Source organism: Leifsonia sp. NPDC014704 (assembly GCF_043083605.1).
Lineage (GTDB): Bacteria > Actinomycetota > Actinomycetes > Actinomycetales > Microbacteriaceae > Leifsonia.
Map to the genome: position 1 here is coordinate 643,774 of NZ_JBIBYW010000001.1, position 19,727 is coordinate 663,500.

Annotated in this window: 14 protein-coding genes; 9 read left to right on the forward strand and 5 right to left on the reverse strand. The window is 70.6% G+C overall.

What is annotated here, in order from left to right:
- The first annotated feature begins 22 nt into the window (after positions 1–22).
- The 7 genes from lgt (at position 23) to ACF1AJ_RS03220 (ending at position 12,113) form a co-directional block, all read left to right on the forward strand.
- Positions 23–1,024 (forward strand): prolipoprotein diacylglyceryl transferase, encoded by a 1,002-nt coding sequence (gene lgt / locus ACF1AJ_RS03190; protein ID WP_391507426.1) that lies wholly within the window; start codon positions 23–25, stop codon positions 1,022–1,024.
- A 173-nt stretch (positions 1,025–1,197) separates the two neighbouring features.
- Entirely contained in the window at positions 1,198–5,775 is a 4,578-nt protein-coding gene (gene gltB, locus ACF1AJ_RS03195) for a glutamate synthase large subunit (protein WP_391506089.1), read from the forward strand.
- Positions 5,768–7,225, forward strand: coding sequence for a glutamate synthase subunit beta (locus tag ACF1AJ_RS03200; RefSeq protein WP_020077509.1), 1,458 nt, complete (start codon positions 5,768–5,770; stop codon positions 7,223–7,225). The genes gltB and ACF1AJ_RS03200 overlap by 8 nt, the downstream gene beginning before the upstream one ends.
- Before the next feature lie 80 nt (positions 7,226–7,305).
- Positions 7,306–8,721 (forward strand): pyruvate kinase, encoded by a 1,416-nt coding sequence (pyk, locus tag ACF1AJ_RS03205; protein WP_018191177.1) that lies wholly within the window; start codon positions 7,306–7,308, stop codon positions 8,719–8,721.
- Between the two features lie 476 nt (positions 8,722–9,197).
- Positions 9,198–10,250: an outer membrane lipoprotein carrier protein LolA gene (locus tag ACF1AJ_RS03210; RefSeq protein WP_391507427.1), complete on the forward strand. Its 1,053-nt coding sequence runs from the start codon at positions 9,198–9,200 to the stop codon at positions 10,248–10,250.
- The gene (locus ACF1AJ_RS03215; RefSeq protein WP_020077511.1) at positions 10,247–11,182 is read left to right on the forward strand and encodes an ABC transporter ATP-binding protein; all 936 of its coding nucleotides are present in this window, start codon (positions 10,247–10,249) and stop codon (positions 11,180–11,182) included. The genes ACF1AJ_RS03210 and ACF1AJ_RS03215 overlap by 4 nt, the downstream gene beginning before the upstream one ends.
- On the forward strand, positions 11,169–12,113 hold the full coding sequence (locus ACF1AJ_RS03220) for an ABC transporter permease (RefSeq protein WP_391506090.1): 945 nt from the start codon (positions 11,169–11,171) through the stop codon (positions 12,111–12,113). Before ACF1AJ_RS03215 ends, ACF1AJ_RS03220 begins: the two co-directional genes overlap by 14 nt.
- 85 nt (positions 12,114–12,198) lie before the next feature.
- On the opposite strand, the gene ACF1AJ_RS03225 is transcribed toward ACF1AJ_RS03220, so the two are convergent.
- Genes ACF1AJ_RS03225 through ACF1AJ_RS03235 form a run of 3 tightly spaced genes read right to left on the reverse strand, consistent with a single transcriptional unit; the run spans position 12,199 to position 14,598 of the window.
- Positions 12,199–13,086, reverse strand: a complete 888-nt coding sequence (locus ACF1AJ_RS03225; protein ID WP_391506091.1) for a DMT family transporter — start codon at positions 13,084–13,086, stop codon at positions 12,199–12,201.
- 27 nt (positions 13,087–13,113) lie between these two features.
- Complete coding sequence (locus ACF1AJ_RS03230) at positions 13,114–13,683, reverse strand: GNAT family N-acetyltransferase (protein ID WP_391506092.1); 570 nt, start codon at positions 13,681–13,683, stop codon at positions 13,114–13,116.
- Positions 13,684–13,692: 9 nt separating this feature from the next.
- Positions 13,693–14,598 (reverse strand): alpha/beta fold hydrolase, encoded by a 906-nt coding sequence (locus ACF1AJ_RS03235; RefSeq protein WP_391506093.1) that lies wholly within the window; start codon positions 14,596–14,598, stop codon positions 13,693–13,695.
- 101 nt (positions 14,599–14,699) lie between these two features.
- Between ACF1AJ_RS03235 and ACF1AJ_RS03240 the strand changes: the two genes are divergently transcribed.
- On the forward strand, positions 14,700–17,150 hold the full coding sequence (locus ACF1AJ_RS03240) for a phosphoketolase (protein ID WP_391506094.1): 2,451 nt from the start codon (positions 14,700–14,702) through the stop codon (positions 17,148–17,150).
- A gap of 105 nt (positions 17,151–17,255) precedes the next feature.
- Here the strand turns inward: ACF1AJ_RS03240 and ACF1AJ_RS03245 are convergent, their stop codons facing one another.
- The gene (locus tag ACF1AJ_RS03245; RefSeq protein ID WP_391506095.1) at positions 17,256–18,044 is read right to left on the reverse strand and encodes an SGNH/GDSL hydrolase family protein; all 789 of its coding nucleotides are present in this window, start codon (positions 18,042–18,044) and stop codon (positions 17,256–17,258) included.
- A 67-nt stretch (positions 18,045–18,111) separates the two neighbouring features.
- Here ACF1AJ_RS03245 and ACF1AJ_RS03250 point away from each other — a divergent pair, with 67 nt between their 5' ends.
- Entirely contained in the window at positions 18,112–18,579 is a 468-nt protein-coding gene (locus ACF1AJ_RS03250; RefSeq protein WP_391506096.1) for a VOC family protein, read from the forward strand.
- Between the two features lie 86 nt (positions 18,580–18,665).
- On the opposite strand, the gene ACF1AJ_RS03255 is transcribed toward ACF1AJ_RS03250, so the two are convergent.
- Entirely contained in the window at positions 18,666–19,604 is a 939-nt protein-coding gene (locus ACF1AJ_RS03255) for a hypothetical protein (protein ID WP_391506097.1), read from the reverse strand.
- Positions 19,605–19,727: the final 123 nt, after the last annotated feature.

The window sequence follows — 19,727 nt, forward strand, 5'->3', positions numbered from 1 at the left end:
GAGTCATCGGGTGTTTGCGACGATGAGCGGCTGGATGGCCAGCATCCCGAGTCCTGGGCCCGAGTGGGCGCAGATCCCGCTGCCTTTCTGGCCGTACCGCATCCAGATGTACGCGCTGATCATCCTCGTCGGCATCGTCGTCGCCGCCATGTGGACCTCGCGCCGCCTCACCAAGCAGGGCGCAGAGCCGGGCGTCGTGCTCGACATCCTGCTGTGCGCCGTGCCGCTCGGGATCATCGGCGCCCGGTTCTACCACGTGGTGACGCACCCGAAGGACTTCTTCTACCCGGGCGCGAACATCTGGAACCCCTTCGAGCCGGGCAGCATCTGGGCGATCTGGGAGGGCGGCGGCGCCATCTTCGGCGCCCTGATCGGTGGCGCCATCGGTGTGCTCATCGGCTGCCGCTGGACCGGGCTGCGGTTCTGGACGTTCGCGGACGCGCTCGCACCGGCCCTCCTGCTCGCGCAGGCCATCGGCCGCCTCGGCAACTACTTCAACCAGGAGCTCTTCGGCCTTCCGACCGATTTGCCCTGGGGCCTGCAGATCGACTCGCCCAACAAGGCGATCCCGGTCGGCCTGCCCGCGGACACGCTGTTCCAGCCCCTCTTCCTGTACGAGATGATCTGGAACGTCATCGGCGTCTTCGTGATCGTCTGGCTGCAGCGCCGCTTCCGCCTCCAGTGGGGCAAGGTGTTCGCCGTCTACCTGATCTGGTACGGCGCCGGCCGCTCCTACCTGGAGTCGATCCGCATCGACCCGAGCGAGTTCACGCTGCTCGGCATCCCGAGCAACGTCTGGGCCGCCTTCGGTGCCGTGGTGCTCGGCCTCATCATCTTCCTCGTCCAGTCGCGCAGGCACCCCGGCCTCGAGCCGAGCCCGTACCGACCGGGTCGTGAATGGGTGAACCCGGATGCTGAGGTAGACTCGGACGACACGGACCTGGAGGACGAGGACGCCGCCGACGCAGACGGTGTGCCTGCCGGGTCCGCTTCGGCCAAGGCCACAAGCCCCACGAACGGATAAACCCGACGGCTCGAAGTACCAAAAACCGTCGAGGCGATCCCACGCACCTGACCGCTCCACGATTCCGAGCCGCACACGGCCCGGAGGATGCGGCGGAACTCATAAGCACCGGGCCGATGGCGTCCCTGCACCCAACATCCCCACATCCACGACACTGTGAGGACGGTCGACAGATGGCGCTCACGCCTCCCTATTCCCGCTTCGGGACCGTGCCTGGCCCGCAGGGCCTGTACGACCCTGCCCACGAGAAGGACGCCTGCGGTCTCGCCATGGTCGCGACCCTCCGGGGCACGGCCGGGCACGACATCATCGACGCCGCGCTCGAGGCGCTGCGTCACCTCGAGCACCGCGGCGCGGTCGGCTCGGACGCCGGCACCGGTGACGGCGCCGGCATCATCACCCAGGTACCGGATACGTTCCTGCGCGCCGTCGCCGGCTTCGAGCTCCCGGCGGCCGGCCGATACGCGGTCGGCAACGCGTTCCTGCCGAGCGCGGAGGACGAGCGCGCCGAGGTCAAGGCGGCTCTCGAATCCATCGCGGCCGAGCACGAGCTGACCGTCCTCGGGTGGCGGTCCGTGCCTGTGCGCCCGGACGAGCTCGGCACGCTGGCCCGGCAGGCCATGCCGGTGATCGAGCAGCTCTACGTCGCGTCCACCCGCGTCGACGAGAACGGCGAGGCCGTCTCCGGCATCACGCTCGACCGTCAGACCTTCTTCCTGCGGAAGCGGGCCGAGCGCGAGCTCGACCTGTACTTCTCGTCGCTGTCGAGCCGCACGCTCGTCTACAAGGGCATGGTCACCACGCTCCAGCTGGAGCCGTTCTACCCGGACCTGTCGGATGAGCGCTTCGCCTCGAAGCTCGCCCTCGTCCACTCCCGCTACTCGACGAACACCTTCCCGTCGTGGCCGCTCGCGCAGCCGTTCCGGATGATCGCGCACAACGGCGAGATCAACACCGTCCAGGGCAACCGCAACTGGATGCGTGCCCGCCAGTCGCAGCTCGAGAACGAGCTGCTCGGCGACCTGAAGCCGGTGTTCCCGATCGTCACGCCCGGCGCCTCCGACTCGGCCTCGTTCGACGAGGTCGTGGAGCTGCTGTCGCTGAGCGGCCGGTCGCTCCCGCACGCCGTCATGATGATGGTGCCGGAGGCCTGGGAGAACCAAACCGAGATCGACCCGGTCCGGCGCGCGTTCTACGAGTACCACTCGATGCTCATGGAGCCGTGGGACGGCCCCGCGGCGATCGTGTTCACCGACGGCTCGGTCGTCGGCGCGACCCTCGACCGCAACGGCCTACGCCCCGGCCGCTACGTCGTCACGAACGACGGCCTCGTCGTGCTCGCCTCCGAGATCGGCGTGCTCGACTTCGAGCCCAGCCGCGTCGTCCGCAAGGGCCGCCTGCGCCCCGGTCGGATGTTCCTGGTCGACACGGTCGCCGGCCGCCTCATCGAGGACGAGGAGATCAAGTCCGAGCTCGCCGCCGGCGCACCCTACGGGGAGTGGCTGGACGAAGGCCGGATCAACCTGAAGGACCTCCCGGAGCGCGAGCACATCGTCCACACCCCGGCGTCGATCACGCGCCGCCAGCGGACGTTCGGCTACACCGAGGAGGAGGTCCGCATCCTCCTCCGCCCGATGGCGACCACCGGCGCCGAGCCGCTCGGCGCCATGGGGTCGGACACGCCCGTCGCTGTGCTGTCGGAGCGCCCGCGCCTGCTGTTCGACTACTTCACCCAGCAGTTCGCGCAGGTCACCAACCCGCCGCTCGACTCGATCCGCGAGGAGGTCGTCACCTCCCTGAAGCTCGGTCTCGGCCCGGAGCGCAACCTGCTGTCGGCCGGCCCGGAGCACGCCAAGCAGGTCGTGCTCGACTTCCCGGTGATCGACAACGACGAGCTGGCGAAGATCCAGCACATCGACCCGCGGCCGGGCAGCACGCTGACCACGACCGTGCGCGGCCTGTACCGCTCCGACGCCGGCCCGGACGCCCTGGAGCGCCGTCTGGCCGAGATGTGCGACGAGGTCGACGAGGCCATCGCGGCCGGAGCGCAGTTCATCGTGCTCAGCGACCGCGACTCGACGAAGGACCTGGCGCCCATCCCGTCGCTGCTGATGCTCGCCGCCGTGCACCACCACCTCATCCGCTCGGAGACCCGCATGAAGGTGGGCCTGATCGTGGAGGCCGGGGATGTGCGCGAGGTGCACCACGTCGCGCTCCTCATCGGGTACGGCGCCTCGGCGATCAACCCGTACCTGGCGATGGAGACCTGCGAGGAGCTCGTCCGCAGCGGGATGATCACCGGCGTCAGCCCCGAGAAGGCGGTCAAGAACGTCATCAAGGCGCTCGGTAAGGGCGTGCTGAAGATCATGTCGAAGATGGGCATCTCCACGGTGTCCTCCTATGCGGGCGCCCAGGCGTTCGAGGCCGTCGGTCTCAGCCAGGAGTTCGTCGACCAGTACTTCACCGGCACGACGAGCAAGCTCGGCGGTGTCGGGATCGACGTCATCGCGGCCGAGAACCTCGCCCGTCACGAGAGCGCGTACCCCTCCGAGGGTGCGGCGCTCGCGCACGAGCGCCTGGCGACCGGCGGCGAGTACCAGTGGCGCCGCGACGGCTCGCCGCACCTCTTCAACCCCGAGACGGTCTTCCGCCTGCAGCACTCCACGCGCACGCGGCGGTACGACGTCTTCCGCGAGTACACGAAGCTCGTCGACGACCAGTCCGAGTCGCTGATGACCCTGCGCGGGATGTTCTCGCTCAAGGAGGGCGAGCGTCCGCCGGTGCCGCTGGAGGAGGTCGAGCCCGTCTCGTCCATCGTCAAGCGGTTCTCCACGGGCGCGATGAGCTACGGCTCCATCTCCCAGGAGGCGCACGAGACACTCGCGATCGCCATGAACCGGCTCGGCGCCAAGTCGAACACCGGCGAAGGCGGCGAAGACCTCGACCGCCTGCTCGACCCGGAGCGCCGCAGCGCGATCAAGCAGGTCGCCTCCGGCCGCTTCGGTGTGACGTCGATGTACCTGACGCACGCCGACGACATCCAGATCAAGCTGGCGCAGGGCGCGAAGCCCGGCGAAGGCGGACAGCTGCCGCCGACCAAGGTGTACCCGTGGGTCGCGCGGACCCGTCACGCGACCGCCGGTGTCGGCCTCATCTCGCCGCCGCCGCACCACGACATCTACTCGATCGAAGACCTCAAGCAGCTCATCTTCGACCTGAAGCGCGCCAACCCGGGCGCCCGCGTGCACGTCAAGCTCGTCTCCGAGTCGGGCATCGGCGCGGTCGCGGCCGGCACCGCCAAGGCGCTGGCCGACGTCATCCTGGTCTCCGGCCACGACGGCGGCACGGGCGCATCCCCGGTCAACTCGCTGAAGCACGCCGGGACGCCGTGGGAGCTGGGCCTCGCCGAGACGCAGCAGACGCTGATGCTGAACGGGATGCGCGAGCGCGTCGTCGTGCAGGTCGATGGTCAGCTGAAGACCGGCCGCGACGTCATCGTCGGCGCGCTGCTCGGGGCCGAGGAGTTCGGTTTCGCGACCGCGCCGCTGGTCGTCTCCGGCTGCATCATGATGCGCGTCTGCCACCTGGACACCTGCCCGGTGGGCGTGGCGACGCAGAACCCGGAGCTCCGAGCCCGGTTCTCCGGCAAGCCGGAGTTCGTCGTCAACTTCTTCGAGTTCATCGCGGAGGAGGTGCGCGAGTACCTCGCGGCCCTCGGTTTCCGCACGCTCGAGGAGGCGATCGGTCACGTCGAGCTGCTCGACGTCGACCGCGCCATCGACCATTGGAAGGCGTCGGGGCTCGACCTCGCGCCCATCCTGCACGGTCCGGCCTTCGGCCCGGAGGAGCCGCGACGCAACGGCCGGGCGCAGGACCACGAGCTGGAGCACCACTTCGACGTGCAGCTGATCGACGCCGCACGCGACGTGCTGGAGAACGGGGGGCGCATCGAGCTGAGCCTTCCGATCCGCAACACGGAGCGGGCCGTCGGCACGATGCTCGGCCACGAGGTGACCGTCCGCCACGGCGAGAACGGCCTCCCCGCCGGCTCCATCGACATCACGCTCACCGGTTCTGCAGGCCAGTCGCTCGGCGCCTTCCTCCCCGCAGGCATCACGCTGCGGCTGGAGGGCGACTCCAACGACTATGTCGGCAAGGGCCTGTCGGGCGGCCAGATCGTCGTGAAGCCCCCGCGCGACAGCGTGTTCGCCGCCGAGCGGAACGTGATCGCGGGCAACGTGATCGGCTACGGCGCGACGCAGGGGAGCATGTTCATCCGCGGGATCGTGGGAGAGCGCTTCCTGGTTCGCAACTCCGGTGCGACGGCGGTCGTCGAAGGCGTGGGCGATCATGCGCTCGAGTACATGACCGGTGGCCTCGCGGTCATCCTCGGCGGCACCGGGCGCAACCTCGGCGCCGGCATGTCGGGCGGCACCGCGTACGTGTACGACCTGAAGCGGGAGCGCGTCAACCGCGACTCCCTCGCGACCGGCGAGCTCGAGCTCCTGCCGCTCGGAAGCGCGGACATCGAGATCGTCCGCGACCTGCTCGAACAGCACGCCGCCGAGACCGGCTCCGAGCTCGCCGCGCGGATGCTGGAGGACTTCGACGAGACCGTCGCGAAGTTCGTCAAGGTGCTGCCGCGCGACTACGCCGCGGTGATGCAGATGCGCCAGGAGGCCGTCGACGAGGGACTCGACCCCGACGGCGACATCGTGTGGAACAGAATTCTGGAGGTGACCGGTGGCTGACCCTAAGGGCTTTCTGAAGGTGACGGAGCGGGAGCTGCCCAAGCGCCGCCCCGTCTCGGTCCGGCTGATGGACTGGAAAGAGGTCTACGAGGCCCAGGACCCGGCGCAGCTGCGCCGGCAGGCCGGCCGCTGCATGGACTGCGGCGTGCCGTTCTGCCACTCCGGCTGCCCGCTCGGCAACCTCATCCCGGAGTGGAACGACCTCATGTGGCGCGGCGAGGGCCGCCAGGCGATCGAGCGCCTCCACGCGACGAACAACTTCCCCGAGTTCACCGGGCGGCTGTGCCCGGCGCCGTGCGAGTCGTCGTGCGTGCTCGGCATCAACCAGCCGGCCGTCACGATCAAGCAGGTCGAGGTCTCGATCATCGACCAGGCGTGGCAGCACGGCTGGGTGCAGCCGCAGCCGCCGGAGCGCCTCACCGGCAAGACGGTCGCCGTCGTGGGCTCCGGCCCCGCCGGTCTCGCCGCCGCCCAGCAGCTGACGCGCGCCGGCCACACCGTCGCCGTGTACGAGCGGGACGACCGCATCGGCGGCCTGCTGCGCTACGGCATCCCGGACTTCAAGATGGAGAAGAAGCACCTCGAGGCGCGCCTCAACCAGATGATGGCCGAGGGCACGCGTTTCCGCGCCGGTGTCGACATCGGCACGGACATCAGCTGGGACGACCTGCGCGCCCGGTACGACGCGGTCGTCGTCGCGACCGGCGCCATGGTGCCGCGCGACCTGCCCATCCCGGGCCGTGAGCTCTCCGGTGTGCACTTCGCCATGGAGTACCTGGTGCAGCAGAACAAGGCGGGCGCGGGCGACCAGATCGCCGACCAGATCACGGCGGACGGCAAGCACGTCATCGTCCTCGGCGGCGGCGACACCGGTGCGGACTGCATCGGCACCGCACACCGTCAGGGCGCCGCGAGCGTCACCAACCTCGCCATCGGCAAGCAGCCGCCGTCGGAGCGTCCGGACCACCAGCCGTGGCCGACCACGCCGACGCTGTTCGAGGTCCAGTCCGCCCACGAGGAGGGCGGGAAGCGCGAGTACCTCGCGTCGACCGTCGAGTTCCTCTCCAACGAGTTCGGCGAGGTGCGCGCCCTGCGCGTGGCCGAGACCGAGTTCCTCGACGGACGCCGGGTGCCGAAGGCCGGAACCGAGCGCGAGATCCCGGCCGACCTGGTGCTGCTGGCCCTCGGATTCACCGGCCCGGAGCAGCAGGACCTGTCCTCGCAGCTGGGCCTGCCGTTCGACGGCCGCGGCAACGTCGCGCGTGATTCCGACTACCAGACGGAGCAGGAGGGCGTGTTCGTCGCCGGCGACGCCGGCCGCGGTCAGTCCCTGATCGTGTGGGCTATCGCAGAGGGCCGGGCAGCGGCGGCCGCTGTTGACCGGTATCTTGAAGGGGAGACGCAGTTGCCGTCTCCGATCCGTCCCACCGACCGCGGCATCCTCGTCTGAGCGAGGCGATGCCCGCACGACCGGGCGCCACCAAGAAATCACGCGCCGTCGGCGCAGAATCACGGAGCGAACAGAAAAGCATGAGAAGGGCCAAAATCGTCGCGACCCTCGGGCCGGCGACCTCCAGCTACGACAACATCCGCGCGATCATCGACGCGGGTGTGGACGTGGCCCGCATGAACCTGAGCCACGGCAGCTACGAGGTGCACGAGGGGGTCTACGCCAACGTGCGCAAGGCCGCCGACGACGCCGGGAAGCCGGTCGCCGTCCTCGTCGACCTCCAGGGCCCCAAGATCCGCCTCGGCAAGTTCGAGGCAGGGCCCTACGAGCTCGCCGAGGGCGACATCTTCAAGATCACCACCGAGGACATCATCGGCACGAAGGAGATCTCCTCGACGACGTTCAAGGGCCTGCCCAACGACGTCAAGCCGGGTGACTACCTGCTCATCGACGACGGCAAGGTGCGCGTGCGCGTCGTCGCGGTCGACGGGCCGGTCGTCACGACCGAGGTGATCGTCGCCGGTCCCGTCTCGAACAACAAGGGCATCAACCTGCCGGGCGTCGCCGTGAACGTCCCGGCGCTGTCCGACAAGGACGAGGCCGACCTGCGCTGGGGCCTCAAGCTCGGCGCCGACCTGATCGCCCTCTCGTTCGTCCGGAACGCCAAGGACATCGAGCGCGTGCACGAGATCATGGCGGAGGAGGGCCGCAAGGTCCCCGTCGTCGCGAAGATCGAGAAGCCGCAGGCCGTGGATGCGCTCGAAGAGATCATCGAGGCGTTCGACGCCATCATGGTCGCCCGTGGCGACCTGGGCGTCGAGCTACCGCTCGAGGCCGTGCCGATCGTGCAGAAGCGCGCCGTCGAGCTGGCCCGCCGTGCGGCGAAGCCGGTCATCGTCGCGACGCAGATGCTGGAGTCGATGATCTCGAGCCCGGTGCCGACCCGCGCCGAGACGTCGGACGTCGCCAACGCCGTCCTCGACGGCGCGGACGCGGTCATGCTCTCGGGCGAGACCAGCGTCGGCGAGTACCCGACGGTCACCGTGCAGACCATGTCGCGCATCGTCACCTCGACCGAGGAGCACGGTCTGGACCGCATCCAGCCGCTCGGCACCCGGCCCCGCACCCAGTCGGGCGCGATCACGCTCGCCGCGGTCGAGGTCGCCGACTTCGTCGAGGCGAAGTTCCTCTGCGTCTTCACCGAGTCGGGCGAGTCCGCCCGCCGCATGGCGCGTCTGCGCAACAAGATCCCGATCCTGGCGTTCACGCCGGAGGAGTCGGTGCGCCGCCGCATGTCGCTGTTCTGGGGCGTGGAGTCGTTCGTCGTCGGCCGCGTCACCCACACCGACCAGATGGTCGCACAGGTGGATGAGGCCCTCAAGTCGACCGGCCGCGCCGTCGACGGCGACAAGGTGATCATCATCTCCGGTTCCCCTCCCGGGATCCCCGGAACCACCAACGACATCCGCGTGCACCGGGTCGGCGACGTCCTGTAGCACCGGTCGGAAGGGCCCCGCTTCGCCGGGGCCCTTCTGCATTCCCGGGTTGCGCTCCGGGCGCCCGCCCTCGTCGCGGCGCGGGTTCGGAGGACTTCCGAGCCGCCGCGCCCGCATCCACCTCCCTTCCCCGCGTTCTGCCGCGCGTCGGGTCGGCTTTTCCTCCCTTTCCACCGCCGTGCGAGGGGATGGGACGCGTCCATTGGGCGCCTCGGAGGCGGCCGGAAAGGGAGGCGATCCGGCGTGACACGCCGAGGATAGAACGGGAACGGAGGGGAGCGGAGGGCCGGCCCTGACCGCGTCCTCCGTTTCCGTCGACAGGCGGTTCTGAGCGGGACGACCGGGCCGGGCATCCGGACGTCGTCCTCAGGGATGACGCGGGGTACGACCGGGGGATGAAGTCCGGCTTTGCCAGCCAATCCGGAGGGTCGGGGGTGCTCCGGCGCGCGTATCCTCGGGCTATGGAACACCGTTGGATGCGCTGGGCGCCCGCCGTCGTCGCCCCCGTGGCGATCGCCGCCGCCGTCATCGTCTCGCCCCTCGCCGCCGGAGCGTCGGACCTCCCCGTGAAGTCGCCCTCCGACGTGCTGCGGCTGGTCGCAGCGAGCGACACGCGGTCGTTCTCCGGCACGGTCGAGCAGAGCTCCGAGCTCGGACTTCCCGAGCTCCCCGCGACCACGTCGAAGGGCATGGACGACGGCGATGCCGCGAGCCTGCTCGAACTGGCTCTCGCCGACCACACCGCGAAGGTGTGGGTCGACGGCCCGACGCACGTGCGCGTCCAGGTGCTTGACAAGCTGGCCGAGCGGGATGCGATCCGCAACGGCGACGACCTCTGGCTGTACGAGTCCAACGGCAAGAAGGTCGCGCACGCGACACTCCCTGACTCCGACGCCAAGGCGACGCCGACTCCGGACGCCACGGCCCTGACGCCGTCGCAGCTGGCGCAGCGCTTCCTCGCGGCGGTCGACCCGTCCACGAAGGTGACCCTCGGCGACGAGACGAAGGTGGCCGGACGCGATGCATACGACCTCGTGCTGACCCCGCGCACCGACGCCACCCTCATCGGCACCGTCTCCATCGCGGTCGACGGCAAGACCGGCATCCCGCTGAGGGTCGCCGTCACCGCCCGCGGCGCGAGCGCGCCCGCCTTCGAGGCCGGCTTCACCGCGTTCAGCGACCAGAAGCCGGATGCCGGTGTCTTCTCGTTCACGCCGCCGAAGGGTGCGAGCGTGTCCGAGCAGAAGCTGCCGACCGGTCACCAGGTCAAGGATGCCGCGGTCTCGCACCCGAAGCCCGCTGTCTCGGGCGAGGGATGGGCGACCGTCGTCTCCCTGCCCGCCGGCTCGGCTCCGGCCGGGGTGGCCGACGACCCGCTGTTCCAGCAACTGACCCAGCCGGTCGACGGAGGCCGGGCGCTGAGCTCCTCGCTGGTGTCGGTGCTCATCACTGCGGACGGCCGTGTCCTGGCGGGATCCGTCCCGGTCTCGGCTCTGCAGACCGCGGCGGCGCAGGCGACCGCGCAGTGACCGACGCGGCGATCGCGACCAGCGGGCTCACGAAGCGCTTCCGGTCGCGGGCGGTCGTCGACGGCCTCGACCTGAACGTTCCGCGCGGTTCCGTGTTCGGCTTTCTCGGCCCGAACGGGTCGGGTAAGACCACGACCATCCGGATGCTGCTCGGCCTCGTCTCCCCGTCCGCCGGCTCGATCCGGGTGCTGGGGGAGGCGATGCCCGACCGCGGCGCACGCGTGCTCCCGCGGGTCGGTGCGCTCGTCGAGGGGCCTGCGTTCGCGCCGTACCTCTCGGGCACCGCGAACCTCATGCGGCGCGACACCGCCGACCGCTACGCTCCGGGCGCCACCCGCCGCGCGCGGGTGGAGGCTGCGCTCGAACGCGTCGGCCTCTCGCACGCGGCCGGCAAGCATGTCCGCGCCTACTCGCTCGGGATGAAGCAGCGCCTCGGGATCGCGGGCGCACTCCTGACCGACCGCGACCTCCTGGTGCTCGACGAGCCGACGAACGGGCTGGACCCGCAGGGCACCCGCGAGGTGCGCGCGCTGGTGCGGTCGCTCGCCGACGAGGGGACGACCGTGTTCGTCTCCAGTCACCTGCTGGCCGAGATCGAGCAGGTCTGCACGCACGCGGCGATCATGCGCACCGGCCGGCTGGTCGCGCAGGGGTCGCTCGACGAGCTCCGGAGCGCGTCCGGTCCGCGAGTGGCGGTCGAGACGCCGGATGCGGCACAGGCAGTCGGTGTGCTGAGCCGGTTCGGTCTGGACCCCGTCGTGACGGGCAACGGAGTCGAGGCGTCCCTGGGCGACGCTGCTCCGGCGGCCGAAGAGCTGTCGGCGGCGCTGGTCGGCGACGGAGTGCGGCTGCGTGGATTCGCCGTGCGCTCCTCCAGCCTGGAGGAGCGCTTCGTCGAGCTCACGGGGGAGGGCTTCGATGTCGAGCAGTGAACTGCCGAGCAGTGAGCTGCCGAATGCGGCGCCCCGCACCGACCAGGTCGGCACCGAGCAGGCGATCCAGCCGTCCGTCACGCGGCCGGCGGGCGGCGTCGCGGAACGTCGCGAGCGTCCGAGCGGCGGATGGGCGCTGCTGGGATCGGAGATCTCGGTCATGTTCCGCCGGTGGCGCACCTGGGCGATGCTGGGTGCCCTCGCGGCCATCCCGCTGCTGATCGCCATCGCGGTGCGCGTCACCGGCGGCAGTTCGCGCGGGCCGGCCTTCCTCAGCGAGATCACCTCCAATGGGCTGTTCGTCGCGTTCACCGCCCTCGTCGTCTGCGTGCCGCTGTTCCTTCCGTTGACGATCGGCGTCGTCGCCGGCGACACGATCGCGGGCGAGGCCAGCCACGGCACCCTCCGCTATCTCGTCATCGCGCCGGCCGGGCGGCTCCGGCTGCTCGCGGTCAAGTACGCCGGGAGCGCGGTCTTCTGCATCGCTGCCGCGCTGGTCGTCGGGCTGGCCGGAGCCCTCATCGGCATGCTGCTCTTCCCGATCGGCCCGGTCACTCTGCTGTCCGGGATCCAGGTGAGCATGGGGGAGGCGTACTTCCGCCTGCTGCTGATCGCTCTCTACATCGTGGTGTCGCTGCTCGGGCTGTGCGCGATCGGGCTGTTCCTGTCGACGCTCACCGACGTCCCGGTCGGCGCCATGGCCGCGACCGCGGTGCTGGCCGTCGTGTCGCAGGTGCTCGACCAGCTGCCGCAGCTGGAGGGACTCCACCCGTGGCTGTTCAGCCACTACTGGCTGGGGTTCGGTGACTTCCTGCGCGATCCGATCTCGTGGGACTCGTTCGGCGACAACGCGCTGCTGCAGCTCGGCTACATCGTCGTCTTCGGGGCGCTGGCCGTCGGCCGCTTCACCACGAAGGACATCCTCAGCTGATCTGTAGGTCGCAACACGCCGTTATGCGGCGCGCATAACGGCGGGTTGCGTCCCACAGCGGCGGGTTGCGTCCCATAGCGGCGTGTCAGGGGACGGACTCGGCGGTCTGCTCCAGCTCGGAGCGGGGATGGTCGCGCTGCGTCGCGATGGTGATCCCGGCGGCGAGGCACACCACCACGATGCCGACCAGCTGGATGAGCGTGAAGTGCTCGCCCAGCACGATCACCCCGAACACGGTGGCGACCACCGGCCCGAAGCTCGTGATGACGGCGTACAGCCGTGGAGTGATCCGGCGCAGGATGAACGTGTCCAGGCTGTACGGGACGGCCGACGACAGCACGCCGAGCGCCAGCAGCAGGAGCAGTACCCGCGCATCCACTCGGCTGTAGTCGATGACGACGAGCGCGATCGGTACGGTCAGGATCGTGGAGACGATGCTCGCCACGCTGAGGCCTTCGAGGCCCGGCAGCCGCATCGCGACCTGGCGGGTGAGCAGGATGTAGGCTGCCCAGGCGGCGGCAGCGGTCAGCGCCAGCGCGACGCCGAGGGGATCGACCGTCCCCTCGGTCGCCGTGAGGAGCAGGACGCCCGCCGCTGCAGCGACCGCGCATCCCGCATCCAGCAGGCGCCGGGATCCGGCCAGCGCGAGAGCGAACGGTCCGAGGAACTCGATGGTGGCGGCGATGCCGAGCCCGAGCCGGCCGACGGCCTCGTAGAAGCTGAGGTTCATGGCGGCGAGCACCACGCCCAGCGCGAGGGCGGGCCAGAGCCGCCGCCAGGTCAGTTCGGCGCGGCGCGGACGGTAGAACGGCAGAACGGCCGCGGCCGTCACGACCTGCCGGGCGGCGACGACGACGACGGATCCGACGATCGGGATGAGGAGGCCGGCTAGCGCCGAGCCGTAGTTGATGCTCACTTCCGTCGCCACCTGGGTGCTCGCGCCGACGAGGCGGTCGCGACGGGTGGAACTCACCCGGTCGAGCTTACCCGCCGCTGGGGCTCAGACGGTCCGGCGCATGATGGCGCGCGTCGCGCTCGGACGGCGTACCACCTCAAACCCGCCGTCGCGGAACAGCGCGACGGTGCCGTGGTACCGTTCCGCCGCCGAAAGCGACGGCCGCACCTCCGGGTCGACCGGGTATCCCTCGACCACCTCCGCGCCCTGGGCGCGGGCGTGCTCGACCGCGCCGTCCAGCAGCACCCGGGCGACGCCCTGACGGCGGAACTCCGAGCGAACCACGAAGCAGGTGACCGCCCAGGGGTCGGCGGGGTCGCCCTCCCTCCGCTTGGTGATGGGGGAGCGCGCGAGCGTCGGATACGCCGAGTACGGCTCGACGGCCGCCCACCCGGCGGGCTCGCCGTCGATCCAGGCGATCACCCCGGGGGAGCCATCGCGGACCTGATCGTGCAGCAGCTCCCGCCGTTCGTCCACCGAGAGCCGGTCGTTCTGCGACCGCGGCACCTTGAACCACTGGCACCAGCATCCCGATGGGTCTCCCGGTGTGCTGAACACGGTCTCCAGATCGCCCCAGAAGGCGTCGTCGACAGGACGGACCACGGTGTCGCTCATGCCTCGACGCTAGCGCGCACGGGTGACACGGGCCAGGGGCGGTTCCTCACCGCCTGCCTCACCGGCCACGCCCAGGCAGAGCGCCGCGAGGAGCGAGGGATGCTCGACGTGCGCGAAATGCCCGGTGGCGGGCAGGATGCGCGTGCGCAGCCCGGTGACGATGGCCGCGAGCCCGGCGTCGTCCGCCGCCGTGACGAAGACGTCCCGGTCGCCATGCAGGGAGAGCACCGGGCACCGGATGCGCGCCCAGCGCTCGGCCGCCGGGTACCGCCGCGCGCAGGCGACCGCGCGCACGAACGCGGCCGGCCGTAGGTCGCGCGCGAGCTCGTGGGCGGAGCCGGGGACCGGCGACGAGAACAACCGAGCGATGAGCAGCGGCAGCAACCGCATCCGCTCCAGCGCCCGCACCAGTCGGTGCCCGCCTGGTCCGAGCGCGGCCAGCACGCGCATCCCGGCGAGCAGCAGCATCAGGGGCGCGTGACGGTATAGCAGGGATGCGGTGCTCCGGCGATCCGCCTGCCCGCCGAACGTCGTGGCCGACACCAGCACCACCGACTCCGTGGCGACCGGCTCGCGCACAGCGAGCTCGAGCGCGACGAACCCGCCGAGCGAGTGCCCGACCACGCGCCAGCGTTCGTACCCGAGCGCGCGGGCGACGGTCGCGACGCTCGTCGCGAGCACGGCGGCGTCGAGCGACGCCACGTCCGCGGGGGAGTCGCCCCAGCCCGGGAGGTCGGGGACGACCAGATCGGGGACGGTCGATCCGCGTGCACCCTCCGCCGCGGCGACCATCGGCTCCCACGTCGTCCACGATCCCGCCGCTCCGTGCAGCAGGATGGTCGCCGCCGCGGATTCACGCGCCGTTCTGTGCACCGTCACCGGCCCGGCATCCGTCTCCACCATCGTCTGTTCCACTCCTGTTCTTCGGAGCGGACCGGCCGTAGGATGCGCGAGGAGTCCATGCCCGCGCCGGACCTCTCCGCGCGCGGGACACGTCACCGAGCAGGGAGCACCCGTTGACCGAGACCACCACTGCCGCCGACCACCGCATCCACGACCTCAGTGAGGAGACGCTCGACCGCATCGACGCCTGGTGGCGCGCGGCGAACTACCTCTCGGTCGGGCAGATCTACCTGCTCGACAACCCGCTGCTGCGCCGCCCGCTGTCGCGCGACGACATCAAGCCGCGGCTGCTCGGTCACTGGGGAACGACGCCCGGTCTCAACTTCATCTACGCGCACCTCAACCGGGTGATCCGGGAGCGCGACCTGAACACCCTCTTCGTCGCCGGACCCGGTCACGGCGGCCCGGGCGTCGTGGCCGGCGCCTACCTCGACGGCACCTACAGCGAGCTGTACAGCGCGATCGACCAGAGCGAAGACGGCCTCCGCCGACTGTTCCGCCAGTTCTCGTTCCCGGGCGGCATCCCGAGCCATGCCGCGCCGCAGACGCCGGGCTCCATCCACGAGGGCGGCGAGCTGGGCTATGCGCTGTCGCACGCGTACGGAGCCGCCTTCGACAACCCGGACCTGCTGGTCGCGGCCGTCGTCGGCGACGGCGAGGCCGAGACAGGGCCGCTCGCGACCGCCTGGCATTCGAACAAGTTCCTGAACCCGAAGCAAGACGGCGTCGTGCTCCCGATCCTGCACCTCAACGGCTACAAGATCGCCAACCCGACCGTGCTCGCCCGCATCCCCGAATCCGAGCTGCTCGACCTCATGCGCGGATACGGCTACACGCCGTACATCGTCTCGGGCGGGTTCGACGGCGAAGACCCGCGCGAGGTGCACAAGCGGATGGCGGCGACGCTGGACGAGATCCTCGACCGGATCGCGCAGATCAAGGCGGCCGCGGATGCCGACGAGCTCGACGGACGCCCCGCCTGGCCGATGCTGATCCTCCGCACCCCGAAGGGATGGACGTGCCCCGCCGAGATCGACGGGCACCCGGCCGAGAACAACTGGCGCTCGCATCAGGTGCCGCTCGCCAACGCCCGCGACACCGAGGCGCACACGCGCCTGCTGGAGAGCTGGATGGCCTCGTACCGTCCGCAGGAGCTGTTCGACGTGCAGGGACGCCCGGTCGAGTTGATCACCGGCCTCGCGCCGGAGGGAGAGCGGCGGATGAGCGCCAACCCGGTCGCGAACGGCGGCCTGCTGCGCCGCGACCTCCGGCTGCCCGACTTCCGCGACTACGCCGTCGACGTGCCGCAGCCCGGCGAGACGGTGGCCGAGGCGACCCGTGTGCTCGGCGAGTGGCTGCGGGATGTGATGATCGCCAACCCGCACGACTTCCGGCTGTTCGGCCCGGACGAGATCGCCTCCAACCGGCTCCAGGCGGTCTTCGACACCACCAGCAAGCAGTGGAACGCCGGGTACCTGCCGATCGACGACGACAACCACCTCGCTCCGACGGGCCGGGCGATGGAGGTGCTGAGCGAGCACCAGTGCCAGGGCTGGCTGGAGGGATACCTCCTGACGGGCCGCCATGGCGTCTTCACCTCGTACGAGGCGTTCATCCACATCGTCGACTCGATGTTCAACCAGCACGCCAAGTGGCTGAAGTCGGCGGGCGAGGTGTCGTGGCGACGGCCGGTGGCCTCCCTCAACTACCTGCTCAGCTCGCACGTCTGGCGCCAGGATCACAACGGCGCCTCACACCAGGACCCGGGATTCATCGACCACGTCGTCAACAAGAAGGCCGACGTCGTGCGCGTGTACCTGCCGTTCGACGCGAACACGCTGCTGTCGACGTACGACCACTGCCTGCGCTCGGTCGACTACGTCAACGTCGTGGTCGCGGGCAAGCAGCCCGCGCCGAACTGGCTGACGATGGAGGAGGCCATCGCGCACTGCACCCGGGGCATCGGCATCTTCCCGTGGGCGGGCACCGAGGTGGAGGGCGAGGAGCCGGATGTGGTGCTCGGCTGCGCGGGCGACATCCCGACGCTGGAGACACTCGCTGCGGCCGACATCCTGCGCCGCCGCCTGCCGGACCTCAAGGTGCGCGTGGTCAACGTCGTCGACCTGATGCGGCTACAGAGCGAGGGAGAGCACCCGCACGGCCTCAACGATCGCGAATACGACGCGCTGTTCACGGCCGACAAGCCGGTGATCTTCGCGTACCACGGCTATCCGTGGCTCATCCACCGCCTCACCTACCGTCGCAACGGCCACGCGAACCTCCACGTGCGCGGCTACAAGGAGGAGGGCACCACCACGACGCCGTTCGACATGGTGATGCTCAACGACCTCGACCGCTACCACCTGGTGATCGACGTCATCGACCGGGTCCCCGGGCTGGCGTCGCGCGAGGCGGAGCTGCGGCAGGAGATGCAGGACGCCCGTCTGCGCGCGCGGCAGTACACGCGTGAGCACGGGGAGGACATCCCCGAGGTCGCCGAGTGGACGTGGGCCGGCGGCGAACGCACCACCCGCTTCGACACGACCGGCGGCGACAACGACTGACGCGGGTCTCCCCGCGCAACCGGTTGACGCAACACGCCGTCCACGCCCAGCGCCGGACGGCGTGTCACGTCAACTCAACGGCAGCGGGGGGCGTGGAAGCGGGGGTCAGAGGGGCTGGGCGGAGGCCGGGTCGACGGGGGTGAGGGTTGCGATCTTGGCGGTGCGGCCGTCGCCGGAGGAGCGTCCGGTGAGCCGGCGGCCGATCCACGGCAGCACGAAGCGGCGGTAGTACTCCGCCGTGCGGCGCGTGCTCTCGCCGGAAGGCGCGGCGGCGACCTCCTCCACACCCCATTCGCCGGGAACCGGGATACCGAGGGCGGTCAGCACGTTGCTCGCCACCCGCGCGTGACCGAGCGGACCGAGGTGCAGGCGGTCCTCCGACCAGTAGCGGATGTCCTCCAGTCCTTCGTCGGCCCAGTTGTCGACGAACGTGATCCCCTCGCGCGGCAGCATCGCCCGCACAGCGGCGGCCAGCTCCTCACCGCGGCGACGGATGAGACCGCCGAGGGGCAGGTGCGCGCTGGGGTTCGCGCCGCTCAGCAGGAGCATGTGGCTGCCGGATGCGACGACGCGGTCCGCCGCATCCATCAGCGTCCGCGCGACGCCCTCGAGGGACACGCGCGGTCGCATGATGTCGTTTCCGCCGCCGTTGAGGCTGACCAGGTCGGGATGCTGCGCGATCGCCGGCTCGACCTGCTCGGCCACGATCGGCCCGAGCTTGCGGCCGCGCACAGCGAGGTTCGCGTACCGGAAGGGCCCGTCGGACGCGGCGGCCATCCCGAGCGCGACGAAGTCGGCCCAGCCGCGCACCCGGCCGTCCGGCAGCTCGTCGCCGACCCCCTCCGTGAAGCTGTCCCCGATGGCGATGTAGCTGGCGAATGCAGTGCTGGACACGGGTGCAACGCTACTCCGCGCGGCTACGATGGGCCGCATCGGCATCGACGCCCGGAGGGGGACACCCATGCAGAAGGTCACTTCGTTCCTGTGGTTCGAGAGCGGGGTGGAGGAGGCGGCTCAGCTGTACACGTCCCTCATCCCGGATTCGGAGATCCTCGAGGTGCAGCGCTTCGGCGAGGGGATGCCGGAAGGGCTGGTCGTGCTGCGCTTCACGCTCGCCGGGGTCGAGTACCAGGCGATGAACACGGGCCCCGCCGGCGGATTCACCGAGGCGTTCTCGCTGTCGGTGCTGTGCGACGACCAGGCCGAGGTCGACCGGCTGTGGGAGGCGCTCACGGCGGACGGCGGTGAGGAGAGTATGTGCGGCTGGCTGAAGGACCGCTGGGGAGTCAGCTGGCAGATCGTGCCGCGCCGGCTGATCGAGCTGCAGTCCGACCCGGATCGGGCGCGTGCGGCCCGGGCGAATCAGGCCATGCTCGGGATGCGCAAACTCGACATCGCCGCGCTGGAGGCCGCCGCCGACGGCCGCTGACGCGCGTCGCATCCCCGCGAGGTGCACGTTGTTGCGCCCGCGCACGGCGTGTCGGCCGCAACAACGTGCACCTCGGCGGATGGAGGTCAGCCCGCGATGAGGGTCTGCCACGACAGCAGATGCTCGACGGTGACGCCACCGTAGCCGCGCAGGCCGCCGAGGGCCGTTCGCACCTTCGCCGTCTCCGACTCGAGCAGGGCGGCGCTGTCGTCGCCGAAGGTCGCGGCTGGTCCGCCGGCGACCTCGGGCGTGTCCGTCTCGACGCCGATGCTGAACGGGATGCGCTTGTTGGCGGCCGCGGTCGCCGCGGGCTTCGCGAGCGCCACGATCCCGTCGGTGCCCGCCGCGTGGTCGCTGAACGCCACGATCGCGACCGACTTGAGGTGGGGGAGCAGCGCGTCGAACGCGGTTCCGCCTCCCGGCTGCGGCTTGGCGGCGAGCCACCAGGGCAGGTCTGCGCCGATCGGCACGGTCCCGGCGGCCGCGCGGGCCGCGTCGTACATCGCCTGGAGCTGCGCGACGACGGCGGGAAGCTGGTCGTCGGAGGAGACCACCCACGGCTCGACGTCGAACTGCACCGCGTCGAACGGGGCGGCGCGCAGAGCGGCGGACGTCCAGGTGGCCGCGAGCGACGGGTCGTCCGCCCACGCCGGATCGCCGCCGAGCGCCGCGACCTTGGTCACGCCCGCAGCGTGCAGGGCGTTGACCGCATCCGTGAGCCAGACGCCGAACGCTCCCTCGTCGGCCGCCCAGGGCACGGAGAGGAAGACGGTGCGCAGGTGGTGGGACGCCGCGAAATCGGCGAGCGCCTGCGGCTCGAACTGCGGCAGCCCTTCGCCGCGCGCATCCGTCGCCGGGTCGATGGGGTTGCCCCACGCCCACATGCTGGTAATCGCCGAGGTCGGCGTCGTGGCATCCACGCGCTGGGTCACCGCCGTGGCCGGGGCCGCGGCGACGAGCGAACCGCCGATGACGAGCGCGAGTGCGGCCGACGTGATCGCTGAGCGGAGAGTCGGAGCTCGCATGGCACACCCTTTGATCGCGGAACGGTACGGTCACCGCAGATTCGGGTGTGCGGTACGACCATCATCGCAGTATCCCGGGATACGTCTATGCCGCATTCGGGGTACATCGTCCGCGCCGTGTGC